This is a genomic window from Streptomyces capitiformicae (assembly GCF_002214185.1).
GTDB classification, from domain to species: Bacteria; Actinomycetota; Actinomycetes; order Streptomycetales; family Streptomycetaceae; genus Streptomyces; species Streptomyces capitiformicae.
The window spans coordinates 3,296,134-3,312,424 of the sequence record NZ_CP022161.1 but is presented as its reverse complement, the minus strand read 5'-3'; the positions used below and the strand labels follow the sequence as shown (position 1 = coordinate 3,312,424).

Here is a 16,291-nt window from a genome sequence, read left to right as displayed (position 1 = left end):
CACGCCGCTGCCGCCCGGGCGCCCGTGACCTCCGGCGGCCGGTGTCGCCGCTCGGCACCTCCCTTCGCAGGCCGGCCGCTCTCTACCGTTTCGGCCCTGACCTGCTCCTCGACGAACCGGAGTGGCCCTCATGTCCTCGTCGTTCGGCTCCGTGCCCGTCTCTGCCCGGCTCATCCGCCTCGGCGCCCTCTCCGGGGCGCTGTCCGGCCTGCTCATCGCACTGCCCGCACTGGTCGAGGCGTTCACCGGGGAAACCGCCGCGACCAGTCTCCTCCTCGCCCTCTCGCCCGCGTTCGCCCTGCCGTTCCTCACCGCGCTCCACCAAGGGCAGAGCCCCGCCACCGGCCGCTTCGGAGAAACCGCCTACCTCGTGAACATCATCGGCCTCGGTCTGTTCGGCGGAGCGGCGTTCGCTTCCAACCTGGTGCTGTTCTACATCGACGACGACGTCATCGAAGCGGAGCTGACGGGCCCCACCATTCCCGCGCTCATCGGCTCGGCGATCGTCTTCGCCGTGGGCTGCGCCCTGTTCGGGGCGGCGATGATCCGCGCCGGCCGGTTCCCGAGGATTCCGTCATGGGGGTATGCCGTCGCACTGCCACTGTTCGCGTTCCTGATCGCGCTGCCCGACTCCGTGTTCACGAGCATGCTGCACATCGTCGTCGGCGCCACCCTGACATGGCTCTCAACCGCGCTGCGGCGGTCGGCAGGTACGACCGACCGCACCGGTGTCCCGGACCGGACGCCCGCCTGAGGCGATGCCCGCACCGTGTGCGGCGTACGGTTCCTGGGCGCGACGACCCCACCTACTGGTGCGGACAACAGAAACCCCCCAGGTCCCTGACCCGGGGGGTTTCACATGGAGCGGGTGACGAGAATCGAACTCGCGCTCCCAGCTCGCCAAGCGACGGCGCCTGGACGGGCCGTACGGCTCTGACCTGTGCGGATTCCTTCTTTCGGAGCGCACCCGTGCTGACCGTGGCTGACCGCCCTTACGGGCACGTGGGTGAAGTGCCGGCGTCTGACGACATCCCCGGGCGCTCTGGCGAAACCCGGGCCGGGCGCGCGCCAACTGCTCCTCCGCCGCGACGCGTACGACGAGAGACCTCGATCGCTTCTGGTGTCCATGTGAGAGGACCGCCGCGGCGCAGCCATGCTGCTGCTCCGTGACCGCTTTCGCTCTCCGGACCCCAGTGGGACAGCCGTTCGACCTTCCGTGTGATAATCCGGCCCTCATATGTGAGGGGAAAACGATCCATGCCGGCTCACAGACGTCATATCCTCCCTTGCGTGACATTGGCCGGGGCGCTGGCCATCGCGGGCACTGTGGCCCTGTCCCCCGTTGCCGTGGCCGCTGCCGGGGTGACGACCTCGCTGCCGGCCCGCACCACGTCCGTGCCGGCGGCCGACGAGGTGTCCGGCTCCGGGCAGGCCGTCGTCTGGAGCCAGAAGCCCGCCACCGACACACGTGACCACGGCTGGCTCTCCCTGTCCGGAGGCGCCCCGCAGGACCTGGGGCCGCTGGCCGACACAGGCGAAGGCGTCACCGTCGACGCCGTGTCCGTCCAGGACTCCGTCGTGGCCGTCGCCACCTCCACGAACGGCGGCCTCGCCGACCACGTCACCCTGCGCCGCCTCGACACGGGCAGCCAGCGGACACTGGCCGTCGCCTACGACAGCTCGGGCGCGGCGGGCGACGAGCGGTACCGCGGCCAGGCGGGAGACGGAATCCTCCTCCAGCAGGCGTACTACGACGACGACTCCCAGTACCGCGTCCGCCTGGTGCTGCGCACGTCCGCCGCCGACCGCACCCTGCTGTCGAACGACGCACGGTACGAGGTGCTGGCGTCGGACGCGGACGGCGCGCTGGTGCTGCGGCGGACCGCCCCGTCCTGGGGCCACCGGATCGTCTACGTCGACTTCGCCACCGGCGCGACGGTCACCGTGGCCGAACCCGACACCGATGAACTGCCGCAGGGGCTGGAGTTCACCCCCACCCGTTTCGGGGTCATCGACGGCGCGAAACTGACCGAGTGGCAGCGGGCGGCACCCTCGGACGGCCCGGCGACCGTCACCCTGCCCACCGACCGGGCCCGGTGGATCAGCGACGACACCCTGGCCTGGTACGAGGGGAGCGCGAACGGCAACGAGCTGTACGCGATGTCCCGCGACGGCTCCACCCCCGCCGCCGACCTGAACGGCACGTTCGGTGACATCTCGGTGGGTGACGACGGCCGGATGCGCGCGTCGCTGTACCGGCCGGACGTCGACGCCGCCGTCCAGACCCTCACCGACGGCCGGGTGTCCACCGTGGACGGGGACGCGAGCACGATCCCCGCCGGCCCGGCACGACTCGACGCTCTGGCCCTGTCCGGCGGCACCCTCTACACCGCGGACGACTCCTCACGGCGTACCGGCGTGCTGCTCTCCTCCCGTATGACGATCGGCACAGCCGGCGCCTCGGCGACCACACCGTCGCGTGTCCTGGCCTACTCCACCGGCACCGTCCACCGGACGCTGGCCACAGCCGGGAACCGGGTGCTGGTCGAGCAGGGCGACGCCTACCAGGTGTACGCGAACGGCACGCTGACCGGCGTCCCCCTCCAGGGGACGGATACGTCGCTCGACCAGGTCGTGGACTTCGACGGCGACCGGTTCCTGCTGCGGGACAAGACCACCCTCAACAACGGCACCCTGCTGCTCTACACCGTCGCCACCGGCACCGTCGAGCGCGTGCCCGACGGCGTTGCCCTGTACGGCGGCGCCCTCTACTCGTCGGTGAAGACCGGCATCTCCAGTTGGGCGATCCGACGCACCGACCTGGCCACCGCCGCCGTCTCCACCGTGACGACGGTGGACTGTCTGCCGGGCCAACTCCAGGTGCGCGGCCCGTGGATCCTGCTGACCACCTGCGGGACCGCCTCCACCCAGGGCCTGCTGCTGAAGACGGGGACCACCGCCCGTACGACGGTGGACGCCTCCGTCCGTCGTCCGGTCCTCGGCACGAACGTGCTCTACACCTACACGAAGCCCGACGGCACGGGTGTCGCCCTGAACGCCGAGGTCCTGGGTGTGACGGGCGCCGCCCCGCGGCAGCTGTTCGTCCTGCCGAAGGGGGTCGGCAGCACCTCCGTCGAACGGTGGGCGGTGGACCGCGAGGCGCCCTGGGCGGCGTGGATGGACGGCGACGGTGTCACGCACATCGTGTGGGCCGGTGCCCCGTCCCGCACCGCCGCCTCCGCTCCGACCGGGTTCAGCCCCAACGGCGACGGCAAGTCCGACAGCTGGGCGCCGAAATGGACGTACAACCGGCCGGTGACCTGGACGCTCGTCCTCAAGTCCGGCACCGACTCGGTGCGCACCCTGACCGGAACGGCCTCGGGCGGCGGTGTCGCTCCGGCGTGGAACGGCAAGACGGACTCGGGCACGGCGGCAGCCGAGGGTTCCTACACCTGGACTCTTTCCGCGAAGGACGCGGTGACCGGCGTTCCGGCGGCGGACGTCAGCGGGACGGTCGCCCTGCGCAGGACCGCTCCGGTGGCCTCCGTCACCGCCCCCACCCTGGCCAGCAACTCCTCGACCAGCGCCGTGATCCCGGTCAGTTGGACGGCGAAGACGGCAGGCGTGACGTCGTACGACGTGGGCTGGAAGGTCGCCACCCGCAGTAGCACGGGCGTGTGGACGCTGGGGCCGCTGCAGACCTGGCGCACCGGTACCACCTCGAAGTCGGCGGTCTTCGGTTCCTCCGGCAGCCCGGTGACGCCGAAGCCGGGCCTGACCTACCGCTTCTACGTGCGCGCACACGACGACGCGGGCCAGACCGGGGCCTGGAGCGCCGCCGCGGCCAGCGGCATCCCCGTCGACGACCGGTCCTCGGCACTGACCTACAAGGGCACCTGGGCGTCGAAGTCGGTGACCTCGGCCTGGTCGAAGACCGAGCGGGTGTCCGCCGCGCCGGGCTCCACCGTGTCCTTCTCGGCGGACGGCACCAAGCTGCGCATCGTCGCGACAGCCGCGCCCAACGGTGGCCGCTTCGCGGTCGTCGTGGACGGGACCACGGTGGGCACCGTGAACACCTATGCCTCGGCCACCAGTTACCGCAAGGTGGTGTTCACCTACACACTCGGCACGAAGATCACGTCTCACAAGGCGCAGCTGAAGGTGCTGTCCGGAAGCACGGCGGGCCGCGCCACAGTGCGTCTGGACGCGGTCATGGTCACCCGCTGACCAGCCACGTCGGCAGGGCCCCGAAACGCACCGTGCGTTCCGGGGCTCCGCGCTTTCCCTGCCGGACCGTCGACGCTGTGTGTCCCCCTACGAGCCCGTCGGCCTGGTCCCGATGTCACGCACGGCTCACCGAGGACGACCGCGTCGCTTCACCGACTCCGGCCAGAGCCAAGTGAATGCCAAGCGTCTGGACGGCCGACAGCACCTGCGGTGTCGCGCCGGCCCGCCGCAGACAGGCCCGGGTCACTGACCTGGGCCCTCTTCATGGAGCGGGTGACGATACCTGGCCCCTGAGGTGGTCGTGCGGGTTGGATTGCACCGCTGTTCACCGTGGTCCCCACCACGGCGTCCCGCCACTGCCGCCAGGACTCCCACGAGTCCAGCCGCCCCAGGTGCGGCTGCTGGTCCTCCAGCACCCGGTCCGCCTCGAACTGTGGCTCCGGCCTGTGCAGACGCTTTCCCCGCCGGGTGGTCGGCGGTCGGAGGTTTCAGCATCTCCTAGGGCGTGTTGCGAAAGTCCCGCCTGCCGCCCGACGCCTGGCACGCTCCCCCACTCTCGGCTTCTCCCCCACTCTCGGCTTGAACCGGAAGGCCCTCACCTGTTCAAGATCCCTCAGCCGAGACCTGGCTCACCCGTCCACAACCTCCCGGGACAGAACAGCTAACCCATGCGGCCAAGTGCCTCTCGTACTCGCCGTGCGTCGCGTAGGCGCTGTTCGTACGTTGCGCCCGCCGCCAGTAGGGCCAGGCCCGCCAGGGCAGGAGGGACCCAGCGCGGTAGGGCGTCGACCACCTGGGCGATGTACGGGGCGAGTTCGTGCAGAGCGACCAGGGTGAGGGTGGTGCCGCCGAGGAGGAGGGGGGACTGGAGGCGGTGGTGGGCGCCCACGAGGGTGACGGTGAGGGCGGTCAGGCCGAGGAGGAGGGGGCGGAGCCAGTGTTCGTCGCCCCAGGCCGCGACCAGGCTCGGGCCCAGGGTGGCGGCGAGACCCGGGGCGTACGCCGTCCATGACGAGACCGTTGTGTCCCGGCGGCGCCTGAGAAAGCCGACGACCAGCGCCGGGACCGTGATCGGCAGGGTGTACGCCTCCGGGTCCTCGACGTTCCAGGCCACCAGGCGCACCCAACTGGCCAGCACGAAGAGTGCGGCGGCCGCGTAGCCGATGTCGCGGCGGTCCGGTCGTACGGCTGTGCCCGCGGTGATGACGCCGCAGAGTGCGAGGGTCACGGACAGCAGCGGCGGGTCGGTGGCCGCGAGACCGATGGCCAGGAGGCCGGCGGCGGCGCCGGTCGCCTCGATCGGGATCGTCATCGGCGAGACACCGAGGCGTGCCCCCAGCAGGGCCGCCGTGGTCGGCACGGTGAGGACCAGTAGAGCCGTGTGCTGCGGCTCCCAGCCGACGGACGCGCCGATCGCGCAGGTCAGGGCGGTGGCGTACACCAGGGACGCGGGTGCGGTGACGGGGCCGAAGGCCGTGCGCCAGGCCGCGAGGGCGAACAGGACGGTCGCGGCGGTCAGTACCGCGAGGGTCGCCGGTTCGGAGGGCAGAGCGAGGAAGGCGAGGTTCAGGGAGGTGACGAGGGCCAGAAGGGCGGCGGTGAGGGGCAGCGGCGCCCGGAGCGGCTCGGTCGCCGCCGGCCGCGGGGATCCCGCGAACACCAGTGCTGCCACGACCACGGCTCCCTGTGTCACCATCCCCACCGCATACGGGAGTTCGAGCACTGCCGGGAGCACGTGGGCCGTCGCCCAGGCCAGCGTCAGGGCGCCGATCAGCGCCGGGGTCCGCCAGGACACGGTGCGCCCGGTCAGGGCCAGCACCCCGGCTACGACGGCCAGGACCAGGGGTGCGGTAGCCGTGTTCGGCGGCCACGGCAGGTCGGCGGTCACCGCCGTACGGGCATCCGCGGGCGCGCCGGACCAGATCCGCCCGACCCAGCCGACAGGGCCCAGCAGCGTGACGGCGAGGGCGGGCACGCTGGTGAGCAGGGCGAGCCCCTGGACGGCGGCGGAGGCGTGGACGAGGCCTCGGCGCACGGGGTCGGGCACCCGGGTCCGTACGACCGCCAACAGCGCGACCCCGCAGAGCAGATAACCGGGGACCGTCCATTCGTCGGGCAGTACCGACCGCGCCATTCCGCCGAGCGCCGCCACGGTGAGCAGGCCGCCGGTCAGCGCGGGGCCAAGGGCCACGGCCGGCTTCGGAGCGAGCCACGCGGCCGCCAGGGCGATCGCCGCGGCGAGGGCGAGGAGCGCCGCCGCACGGGCGGCGGCGCTCGGGCCCGCGGCGGCCCAGGAGAGCCACCCGGCCGCCAGAACACCCCAGGCACCCCAGCCGAACGCACCGACCATGGCGACGATCCGTACCGGGGTGATACGTGCCCGGAGTGCGACAGCGGTGTCGGCCGCGGCGGTCACCAGCAGCACGGCCGTGACCGTGTGCGCACCCGCGTTCGCCGCCAACGACCAGAGGAAAAGGGGGAGTTGGGCCGCAACGAGGGAGAGGGGGAGAGGCAGGCTGAGCGGGGTGTACATGACCGCCGGGCGCCCCTCCGCGGGCACCAGCTTGGCGATGCCCAGTCCGTAAGCCGCCCACACCCCCGCGAGTACCGCCGCCGCGGCCGCCGCGTATCCCGTGCCGTCCGTGTCCGTGAGCGCGGCCTCGTGCAGGGCGTACGCGTCCAGGACCGTCAGTGCCAGGCCGAGGCCCGCCACTGCCTCGGCGGTCGAGCGCAGCCCGTGGCGGAGCAGCGCCAAGGGCGTGCCGAGCGCCGCCAGCGTCACCGCGCCGAGGACCATCGCCCGACCGGCGATCCCCATTTGTCCCCAGCTGACCAGCGTGAACGCGATCGCCGCGACGGTCAGCAGGACGCCGCCGAGGACCAGCAGCACGTTCTGGACACTGGGCGCCGATGCCTCGGGGCGGCGTGCGGGCGGCCCGGCGGCCGCGGGGGGCCGCACGGGGGTCTGCCCGTACAGGGCGTTGATCAGCCAGGCACGCCGGGCCAGCAGGAACGTGCGGCGGGCGTCGAGTTGCCGCAGTTCGGAGTCGAGGACCCGCAACTCCTCGGCCGGGGACGGAAAATGCGTCATGTCCCGGAGTGTGGTCCGCGTCACGTCGTACAGCATGAGTGCGGATACTCAGGACGTACTCAGATCCCGCACAGATCGGCTCTGAGCAGGCAGAATTCAACCATGGACTGGTGCCACTACCGTTTCCGCAGCCTCTGGACCCTGCCCGCGCCACCCACCGCCGTGTACGACGTCCTCCAGCGGGCCGAGGACTATCCACACTGGTGGCCCCAGGTGCGCGAGGTGATCCGGATCGACGACACCAGCGGCACCATCCGGATCAGGTCCGTGCTGCCGTACGACCTCGCCTTCACCGCGCGGGAAGTGCGCAACGACCCGGCGGCCGGGATCCTGGAGATCGAGATGACCGGCGACCTGGACGGCTGGGCCCGCTGGACGCTCACCGCCGACGGCACCGGCACCCTCGCGCGCTACGACCAGGAGGTCGTCGTCAGCAAGCCCCTGATGCGCCGGCTCGCCGTGCCGGGGCGGCCCGTGTTCCGCGCCAACCACGCGCTGATGATGCGGGCGGGGCGTCGGGGACTCCTCGCCTACCTCGCGGGCCCCGGGCAAGCGGTTTGAACCAGAGCCGTCGGGACCTGTATTGTTCAGTGCGTTCCCGGGCGATTAGCTCAGTGGGAGAGCGCTTCGTTCACACCGAAGAGGTCACTGGTTCGAACCCAGTATCGCCCACCGGGTAAGGCCGGTCCGCAAGAGCGGACCGGCTTTTTTCATGCCGCGGCCGGCAGCTCCGGGCGCAGTGGCCATGCCGGGTCCACCGCCTCCTCCGAGCCGCTGCGCGCGAACCACGCCTGCAGACCGCGCGCCTGCGCCGCGTGCCACACCGCCTGCAGCGTGTGCAGTTCGGCGGGGGAGAGACGGGCGAGCCGGGCCGAGAAACGGCGCCCCACCGCGCGTACGACGTCCATCGCGGCCTGCGCGTCGGCCGCCGCGTCGTGCGCCCCGTCCAGGACCACCTCGTAGTGCACGCACAGGTCGGTGAGCGTGCGGCGGCCTTTGCGGTAGCGGTCCAGATGCTTGTCCAGGACCCGCGGATCGAGGACCTGCAAAGGCGTCGTCTCGAACCAGTGGTCCAGGGACGAGGCGCGGTGGCGGCGCAACTCGCGGTCCAGCAGCGTCAGATCGAACGGCGCGTTCATCACGACCAGGGGACGGCCCCGTGCCGTCTGCTCGGCCAGCGCCCTGGCTATCTCCTCCATCACCGGCGCGGGCCAGCGGCCCTCGCGCTGCAGATGCGCATCCGTCAGCCCATGCACCGCCGTCGCCGCCTCCGGCACCGGCACGCCCGGGTTCACCAGCCACCGGGTCACCCGGGGGCGGGTGCCCGGCGCGTCCTGGACGACGACGGCCGCCGACACGATCCGGTCGGTCTCGACATCCACGCCCGTCGTCTCCGTGTCGAACGCCGCCAGGGGCCCCTCGTACCAACACGTCATGTGTCCACAACTCCTCGTTCACCCACGGCAGCTGACGCCCCGTCTTCTGCCCGTTTGGTGATACCCGGGCTGTTTGCGCCGTACGCCGGGAGGAGACAACAGAAGTGCGGGTCTGCGCAGTTCAGGGGCTCGACACGAGGAAATACCTGATTCGGAAGGCTGTTGGTCATGGCCATAGCGCAGCCCGAGCGGGGCGGGCTGCTGCCCGAGCACGCGACCTCGCATCGCGGCTCCCTCGCCACCACCGCCTGCATGGAGACACTGCAGGTGGGCTACTTGCACGCCGTCGCGGCCGCGGCCGGCTGCTCCCTCTCCCAGCCCTTTCCGGACAACGGCATCGACTGGCACGTCAGCCACGGCTCACCCGGCCACACGGTCGACGACGAGGTCACCATCAAGGTGCAGCTCAAGGCCACCTACCAGGTCACGCCGAACCCTCCGGGCCGCTTCTTCTCCTTCACGCTCGACAACGACCACCTGGCGAAGCTCGCCCGTACACCCGTCTCGGTGCACAAGATCCTGGTCGTGATGATCGTCCCGAGGTCGCGGGAACAGTGGCTGCGGGCCGGCCACGACCGGCTCGACCTGCGGCACTGCTGCTACTGGGTCAACCTCGCCGGACACCCGATCACCGGTCGGCGTCGCACCAACGTGCGCATACCGACCACACGCATATTCGATGACCGAGCGCTCTGCGAGATCATGACGCGGGTCGGAACGGGAGGAAGGCCGTGACCCACCGCCCAACCGAGGACGGCGACTTCGTACGCCGTCCCATCGACCAACCCGTACGCCCGGGACGGCCCCACCCCGTCGAGCCCGCCTGGACCCAGCCGCCCGACCCCGCCCAGGTCGATCCCGCGGTCCTCGGCGCCCTACTGCACCGTCATGGCTGGCAGCGGCGCGGCGGAGCCGCCGGACGCTACGGACGGTGGACCCCACCGGGGCCGGGCGGCAGGGGCATGAGCCTGCTCGTGCCGGAGAACCGGGCCTTCCCCGACAGCGACGACCTGCTCGGCGAGGCCCTCATGGCCCTCTCCCGCAGCGGATCACCGGCCGCCCGTGACGTACTGGTCGGCCTCGCCGTGCCCAGCGACGAGATCCACTGGTGGCGGGACGTACCGACCGGACCCGCGGGCACCGCCTCCTGGGCCGTCGAGGACCAGCTGCGCTCGGCCGCCCGCCAGATGCTCCTCGCGGCGGCCCTGGCCACACGCGCGCGTGCCGGCTACTACGGCGCCCGGCACCGCCGCCCCGCCGCCGCCCAGCTCGACGGCGTCCTCGTCGGAGCCGCCCCCGGCGGCCGCCGCCTCACCGCCTTCGTCCCCGTCGACACCGGCCGCCCCCTCACCGTACGCCTCCACCAGGCCCTGTACGCCGCCCGCGAGGCCATCGACTACCAGCGCGCCACCGGCGGCATGGACGCCTTCGACGGTGCCGTCGAAGCCGGGGTCAGCCATGAGCTCACCGAGGCCCTCGTCGCCCTCGTCCGTGGCACCGAGGGCGCCCGCATCGCCATCGAGTGGGCGCCCGCCGCCCCGGTCGCCGGGGGTGGCGTGACACCGGCCGAGCCCGTCGAGTTCTCGCCCGGCGACCTGCCCGCCCTGCGCGAGGCCGGGGCCCGCTATCTGAGCGAGGAACCCTCGATGCCGGTACGGATCACCGGGGACGTCGTACGGATGCGCCGGTCGGGACCGCGCGGCGAGGGGACCGTACGGCTGCGGGTCATCGCCGGGGCTGAGGTACCCCATGTCCGCATGACCCTGGACGAGGAGTCCTACCGGATCGCGGGCCAGGCCCATCTCGTCGGACTGCCGGTCCGGGTCTACGGGCGGCTGGAGAGCCGGGGCGGCTTCCGGCGTCTCGCGGACGCCGGCGGGATCGCGCCCGTGCAGGTCGACGACGCCGAGCGGGACCGGCTGATGAAGTCCCTCCAGGAGAACCTCGACTTCTTCGAGGAGGCCTGCGGAGGGGACTGAGGTATCTGTTTCGCGAGCAGGACCCCGGGCTCGGTACGATCCTTCCCAATGGCCCAGGCCGTAGCAGATGACCAGGCCGCCCCTTCAGGTAGGAGAAACCGGTGTCCGACGTCCGTGTGATCATCCAACGCGATTCCGAGCGGGAAGAGCGCGTGGTGACGACGGGCACTACGGCCGCCGACCTCTTCTCCGGCGAGCGCACCGTCGTCGCGGCCCGCGTGGCCGGTGAGCTCAAGGACCTCGCGTACGAGGTGAAGGACGGCGAGACCGTCGAGGGCGTGGAGATCTCCTCCGAGGACGGCCTCAACATCCTGCGCCACTCCACCGCGCACGTCATGGCCCAGGCCGTGCAGGAGCTGTTCCCGGAGGCCAAGCTGGGCATCGGGCCGCCGGTCAAGGACGGGTTCTACTACGACTTCGACGTGGCCGAGCCGTTCACCCCCGAGGACCTCAAGCGCATCGAGAAGAAGATGCAGGAGATCCAGAAGCGGGGCCAGCGCTTCGCGCGCCGGGTCACCAACGACGAGGATGCGCGCGTCGAGCTGGCCGACGAGCCGTACAAGCTGGAGCTGATCGGCCTCAAGGGCAACGCGGCGAACGCGGCCGAGGGCGCGGACGCCGAGGTCGGCGCCGGCGAGCTCACCATCTACGACAACCTCGACGCCAAGACCGGCGAGCTGTGCTGGAAGGACCTCTGCCGCGGCCCCCACCTGCCCACCACCCGGAACATCCCGGCGTTCAAGCTGATGCGCTCGGCCGCCGCCTACTGGCGCGGCAGCGAGAAGAACCCCCAGCTCCAGCGCATCTACGGCACCGCCTGGCCGTCAAAGGACGAGCTGAAGGCTTACCTCGACTTCCTCGTCGAGGCCGAGAAGCGTGACCACCGCAAGCTCGGCGCCGAGCTCGACCTGTTCTCCATCCCGGAGGAGCTGGGTTCCGGCCTTGCCGTCTTCCACCCCAAGGGCGGCATCATCCGCCGGGAAATGGAGAACTACTCGCGCAAGAAGCACGAGGACGCGGACTACGAGTTCGTGAACACTCCGCACATCTCGAAGGAGCAGCTCTTCGAGACCTCGGGCCACCTGCCGAACTACGCGGACGCCATGTTCCCGCCCCTGGAGTTCGACGGGCAGAACTACCGCCTCAAGGCGATGAACTGCCCCATGCACAACCTGATCTTCAAGGCGCGCGGCCGCTCCTACCGCGAACTGCCTCTCAGGCTCTTCGAGTTCGGCACGGTCTACCGCTACGAGAAGTCCGGCGTGGTGCACGGCATGACCCGCGCCCGCGGCTTCACCCAGGACGACTCGCACATCTACTGCACCAAGGAGCAGATGGCGGGCGAGCTGGACTCCCTGCTCACCTTCGTCCTGGAGCTGCTGCGCGACTACGGCCTGAGCGACTTCGAGCTGGAGCTGTCCACCCGCGACGACTCCCCGAAGTTCATCGGTACGGACGAGGAGTGGGAGGAGGCCACCGAGGCGCTCCGCCAGGCCGCCCAGAAGCAGGGCCTACCGCTTGTGCCCGACCCGGGCGGCGCCGCGTACTACGGCCCGAAGATCTCCGTCCAGGCCAAGGACGCGATCGGCCGCTCCTGGCAGATGTCCACCATCCAGGTCGACTTCCAGCAGCCCAAGCGGTTCCAGCTGGAGTACACCGCGGCGGACGGCTCCAAGCAGCAGCCGGTCATGATCCACCGCGCCCTGTTCGGCTCGATCGAGCGGTTCTTCGCGGTGCTCCTGGAGCACTACGCGGGCGCGTTCCCGGCGTGGCTCGCCCCCGTGCAGGCCCTCGGCATCCCGATCGGCGACGCGCATGTGCCGTACCTGGCGGAGTTCGCCAAGAAGGCCAAGGCCGCCGGCCTGCGGGTCGACGTCGACTCCTCCTCCGACCGCATGCAGAAGAAGATCCGCAACGCCCAGAAGGCCAAGGTGCCCTTCATGGTCATCGCGGGCGACGAGGACATGGCGGCCGGCGCCGTCTCCTTCCGGTACCGTGACGGCTCGCAGGAGAACGGCATCCCGATCGACGAGGCCATCGCGAAGATCGTGAAGGTCGTCGAGGACCGCGTCCAGATCTGAGGCGTATCCGCGCGTCCGCGTGAGAGGAGGCCCCCGGGGAGTTCAGTTCCCCGGGGGCCTTCGCTCTTCCTCGCGGGCGAACACCTGGAGCAGCCAGGACGAGAACGACCCCGACACCGCCCCGAGCAGTGCCGGCCCGCACGCCATCACCCCGACCGCGGTCAACCGGCCGAGGCGTGTCACCGGTGCGACGTCGCCGTATCCGACCGTCGCCAGCGTGGCGCAGGTCCACCAGACGGCGTCCCCGAAGGTCCGGATCGTCGCGTCCGGCGCCGCGTGTTCCTGCTGGTAGACCGCGAGGGCGCCGGTGAAGCCGAGCAGGGTGGCCGAAAGGCCCGCGTAGACGGCCACGCGCGCGTGCAGCGCGAGCCGGGGCCGGGCGTGGTGCCGCTGCTGTATGGCGTCGTGGATCTGCACGATGCGCAGGGGGCGCAGGGGGCGCAGCACGAGGACGAGGGTGTCCAGCCAGTGGGCGCGGACGAAGGGCGTGGGCCGAGGCCGCTGAGCCGCCGGCGCACCACGTAGGTCCAGCGCGAAGACCGCCCAGGTCAGCAGCGGCACCGCGAGACAGAGGTCCCGCCGGCCCCAGGGCAGGCCGGGGCCAGCACCTGTACCGCGGGAGAGGTGAGGAAGAGGCCCGATGCCCCGGCGAGGACGCGTCCCGTGCGCTGCTCCCAGTGGAGTGTGCGGCTGTCGTGGTCCATCGCCTCAGCTTGGCCCCGCGCCTCCCGGCCCGGCACCCGGCGACACGCCGCGAGCAGGCGAAGCCATATGCTGCACCACATGACGAGTGAGCCGGAGCAGCAGATCGGAGTGGGAACGCAGGACGCGTTCCAGCGCCTGTGGACGCCCCACCGGATGGCGTACATCCAGGGCGAGAACAAGCCGACCGGTCCTGGGGCCGACGACGGCTGCCCGTTCTGCTCGATCCCGGCGAAATCGGATGAGGACGGCCTGATCATCAGGCGTGGGGAGCACGTCTACGCGGTGCTCAACCTCTACCCGTACAACGGCGGGCACCTCATGGTCGTGCCCTACCGCCACGTCGCCGACTACACCGACCTCACCGGCCCCGAGACCACCGAGCTGGCCGAGCTCACCAAGCAGTCCATGACGGCCCTGCGCACCGCCTCCGGCGCGCACGGCTTCAACATCGGTATGAACCAGGGCACCGTCGCCGGCGCCGGCATCGCCGCCCATCTCCACCAGCACGTCGTTCCCCGCTGGGGCGGCGACACCAACTTCATGCCGGTCGTCGGCCACACGAGGATCCTGCCTCAACTGCTGGCCGACACAAGGAAGATGCTGGCCGACGCGTGGCCGACGGCCTGAATATCAGCCCCTCCGGCGTTTGAGGAGCGGGGTCTGGGGCGGAGCCCCAGGGATGGGACGGGTAGGGGCGGCGGGGCGGCAAACTTGTGTCGCCCGCCGCCGCACGCACTACGCCTCGTACAGGTCCGCCTTGCGGGGCATCGGATCCTGCACCGCCGTGCTGAGGAACCCCGCCCGCGACCCGAACTTCTCCGTGTCCACCCCGTTGTCCTCGAGCACCTTGATGGCCGCGGCGTGCACCACCCGCAGCACGGGCGTGGCCGCCCGCAACGCGTCGTCCGCCATGAACCGGTGCCGCCACGGCTGGTCGGCCCAGGCGTGGCGCAGGCCGAACGGTTCCGGCAGGGCCATGGAGCCGCCGAGCCAGTTGAGCAGCGGCGGGTACCAGGTCAGCGGGGCGCGTGCGGCGAGCCGCACGACCTCGTCGGTCTCGACCAGGGGGAGCTTCACCTTCCGGGTCTCCCAGAACCTCAGCGACTTCTGGACCTCCTTCTCCTTGGCCGCCGGCTTGGTCGTGAACAGACCGTGCACCGGCCCCAGCGCGTGGCCGGTGACTTCGATGCGCAGCGTCTGGTGCAGGACGGTGACCGTGACCAGCATGGTGATCACCAACTGGCCGTCCCAGAGCGTCCATTGGACACCCAGGTAGTGCCGGTTCCCGCTGCCGAAGTGCTGCTTGTTGCAGATCTCCTGTATGGCGTGGGTCTTGTACTGGTACGCGTCCACGTCGGTGCTCTCGGGCCGGGCCACGGCGTCGGCGCCCTCACCGATGGGGCTGACGATCCAGTGCTTGATGGAAGGGGCCGTGAAACCACCGGTGTTGAGAGGCGTGCGCTCCAGCATGCGCAGCTGGTCGTGGATGGCGCGTATGACGTCCCAGCTGCGGAAGGGGTGGATCTCCTTGCCGGGGTCGGCCGGCACCAGCTCCTCGGCGAGCTGCCAGCTGCCCCAGCGGGTGCCCATGCCGAGGATGCCCTTGGGGCCGGCGTAGAAGACGAGGTTCGACCGCTGTTCGGCGCTGAGCCGGGCGAGCTCCTTGCGCAGCTGCTCCGCCTTGGTCTCGCCAGGGCTGCCGGGCACGGCCTCGGGTACCTTGGCGCCGATGCCACCGCCGGCCAGCAGGCTGGACCAGCGCTCCCGCAGGTCCTTGGCGGTGCGCTCGCAGATCTGCTTGGCCCAGAACCAGCCGACGACGGGCAGCGCGATGCACGCGCGCGCGTACCAGGCCCAGAAGCCGGTGAACGGCATCTTGAGCAGGAAGATCACGGCGAGGGCGCCGACGGCGACCAGCAGTGTGGTGGCGAGGGCGCCGGCCCGTTTGTCCTCGCGCTTGGCGACCGTACTGCGGATCTGGAAGACCAGCAGCCAGAGCAGGAGCCCGGGCAGGAAGAGCAGCCCGCACAGCACCATGATCGCCGAGAGCCAGTTGTCGCGCTCCCTGCGGATGTTGATCGCCGCCATGGCGTGCTCGACGACGACCTGGGGGTCCATGCCGAAGGACTGGATGAGGGGCTTGCGGCCCGCGCCGACCATGCGGTCCCGCACGGCCAGGGAGAACGCCTCCCCGAGGTTCGGCTTGAAGATCGTCGCCCACTTGCGGCCCGGCTTGACCGTGGACTTGTGCCAGTCGTTGTTGGCCTTGAGGATCTCCTCGACCTCGTTGTCCCGGTAGGCCGCGGACGCCAGGGCGTACGTCGCCGCCGTCTGTCCCGCGGTGCCTGTCAGCGGCACCTGTGCCCCGGGAGTGAAATCGAATCCGTCCGCCACTGCCGCCCCCATCGCCGCACACTCGCTCCTGCGGCTTTTCCCGACTTCCGTGCTCCGCACACCTGTTGATCAGGTCATGACCCGATCTGGACCTGATCAAGCCACACTTGTCGATCAGGTGATCAGCGTATCCGCAGCCACGGACATTGCGCGGCGCCAGGAACGGACATTCACGGAACCCACCGTCCGTGAGCCACGAACCCACCGTGCGTGAGTCACGAACCCACCGTGCGTGAGTCACGAACCCACCGTGCGTGAGTCACGAACCCACCGTGCGTGAGCCACGAGTCCACCGTCGGTAAGCCGCGAGTCCATCGTCCATGAGCCGCGACCCCATCGTCCATGAGCCGCGAGTCCACCGTCCATGAGCCGCCAACC

General features: G+C 70.9%; 11 protein-coding genes and 1 tRNA gene. 8 read left to right on the top strand and 4 right to left on the bottom strand.

The genetic code is table 11. The features are described from left to right. The first annotated feature begins 130 nt into the window (after positions 1-130). Both CES90_RS14675 and CES90_RS14670 read left to right on the top strand, forming a co-directional pair. On the top strand, positions 131-754 hold the full coding sequence (locus CES90_RS14675; RefSeq protein WP_189785486.1) for a hypothetical protein: 624 nt from the start codon (positions 131-133) through the stop codon (positions 752-754). 536 nt (positions 755-1,290) lie between these two features. After that, positions 1,291-4,227: a hypothetical protein gene (locus tag CES90_RS14670; RefSeq protein ID WP_189785487.1), complete on the top strand. Its 2,937-nt coding sequence runs from the start codon at positions 1,291-1,293 to the stop codon at positions 4,225-4,227. Positions 4,228-4,888: 661 nt separating this feature from the next. Here the strand turns inward: CES90_RS14670 and CES90_RS14665 are convergent. Then, positions 4,889-7,354 (bottom strand): SCO7613 C-terminal domain-containing membrane protein, encoded by a 2,466-nt coding sequence (locus CES90_RS14665; RefSeq protein WP_189785224.1) that lies wholly within the window; start codon positions 7,352-7,354, stop codon positions 4,889-4,891. 66 nt (positions 7,355-7,420) lie between these two features. Between CES90_RS14665 and CES90_RS14660 the strand changes: the two genes are divergently transcribed. Beyond that, complete coding sequence (locus CES90_RS14660; protein WP_189785223.1) at positions 7,421-7,879, top strand: SRPBCC family protein; 459 nt, start codon at positions 7,421-7,423, stop codon at positions 7,877-7,879. A 39-nt stretch (positions 7,880-7,918) separates the two neighbouring features. Next, a tRNA-Val gene (locus CES90_RS14655) sits at positions 7,919-7,990 on the top strand. 38 nt (positions 7,991-8,028) lie between these two features. Here the strand turns inward: CES90_RS14655 and CES90_RS14650 are convergent. Further along, positions 8,029-8,754, bottom strand: a complete 726-nt coding sequence (locus CES90_RS14650; protein ID WP_189785222.1) for a 3'-5' exonuclease — start codon at positions 8,752-8,754, stop codon at positions 8,029-8,031. A gap of 168 nt (positions 8,755-8,922) precedes the next feature. Here CES90_RS14650 and CES90_RS14645 point away from each other — a divergent pair, with 168 nt between their 5' ends. The 3 genes from CES90_RS14645 (at position 8,923) to thrS (ending at position 12,814) form a co-directional block, all read left to right on the top strand. Next, positions 8,923-9,489 carry a DUF4365 domain-containing protein gene (locus tag CES90_RS14645; protein WP_189785221.1) on the top strand — a complete coding sequence of 189 codons (567 nt, stop codon included), beginning with the start codon at positions 8,923-8,925 and terminating at the stop codon, positions 9,487-9,489. Beyond that, entirely contained in the window at positions 9,486-10,733 is a 1,248-nt protein-coding gene (locus tag CES90_RS14640) for a hypothetical protein (protein WP_189785220.1), read from the top strand. Before CES90_RS14645 ends, CES90_RS14640 begins: the two co-directional genes overlap by 4 nt. A gap of 101 nt (positions 10,734-10,834) precedes the next feature. Beyond that, complete coding sequence (gene thrS, locus CES90_RS14635) at positions 10,835-12,814, top strand: threonine--tRNA ligase (RefSeq protein ID WP_189785219.1); 1,980 nt, start codon at positions 10,835-10,837, stop codon at positions 12,812-12,814. A 42-nt stretch (positions 12,815-12,856) separates the two neighbouring features. Here the strand turns inward: thrS and CES90_RS14630 are convergent, their stop codons facing one another. Then, positions 12,857-13,375 (bottom strand): potassium channel family protein, encoded by a 519-nt coding sequence (locus tag CES90_RS14630; RefSeq protein WP_229914065.1) that lies wholly within the window; start codon positions 13,373-13,375, stop codon positions 12,857-12,859. Between the two features lie 222 nt (positions 13,376-13,597). Between CES90_RS14630 and CES90_RS14625 the strand changes: the two genes are divergently transcribed. Next, positions 13,598-14,146 (top strand): HIT family protein, encoded by a 549-nt coding sequence (locus tag CES90_RS14625; RefSeq protein WP_229914064.1) that lies wholly within the window; start codon positions 13,598-13,600, stop codon positions 14,144-14,146. A 108-nt stretch (positions 14,147-14,254) separates the two neighbouring features. Here the strand turns inward: CES90_RS14625 and CES90_RS14620 are convergent, their stop codons facing one another. Further along, positions 14,255-15,925, bottom strand: coding sequence for a hypothetical protein (locus tag CES90_RS14620; RefSeq protein WP_189785217.1), 1,671 nt, complete (start codon positions 15,923-15,925; stop codon positions 14,255-14,257). Positions 15,926-16,291: the final 366 nt, after the last annotated feature.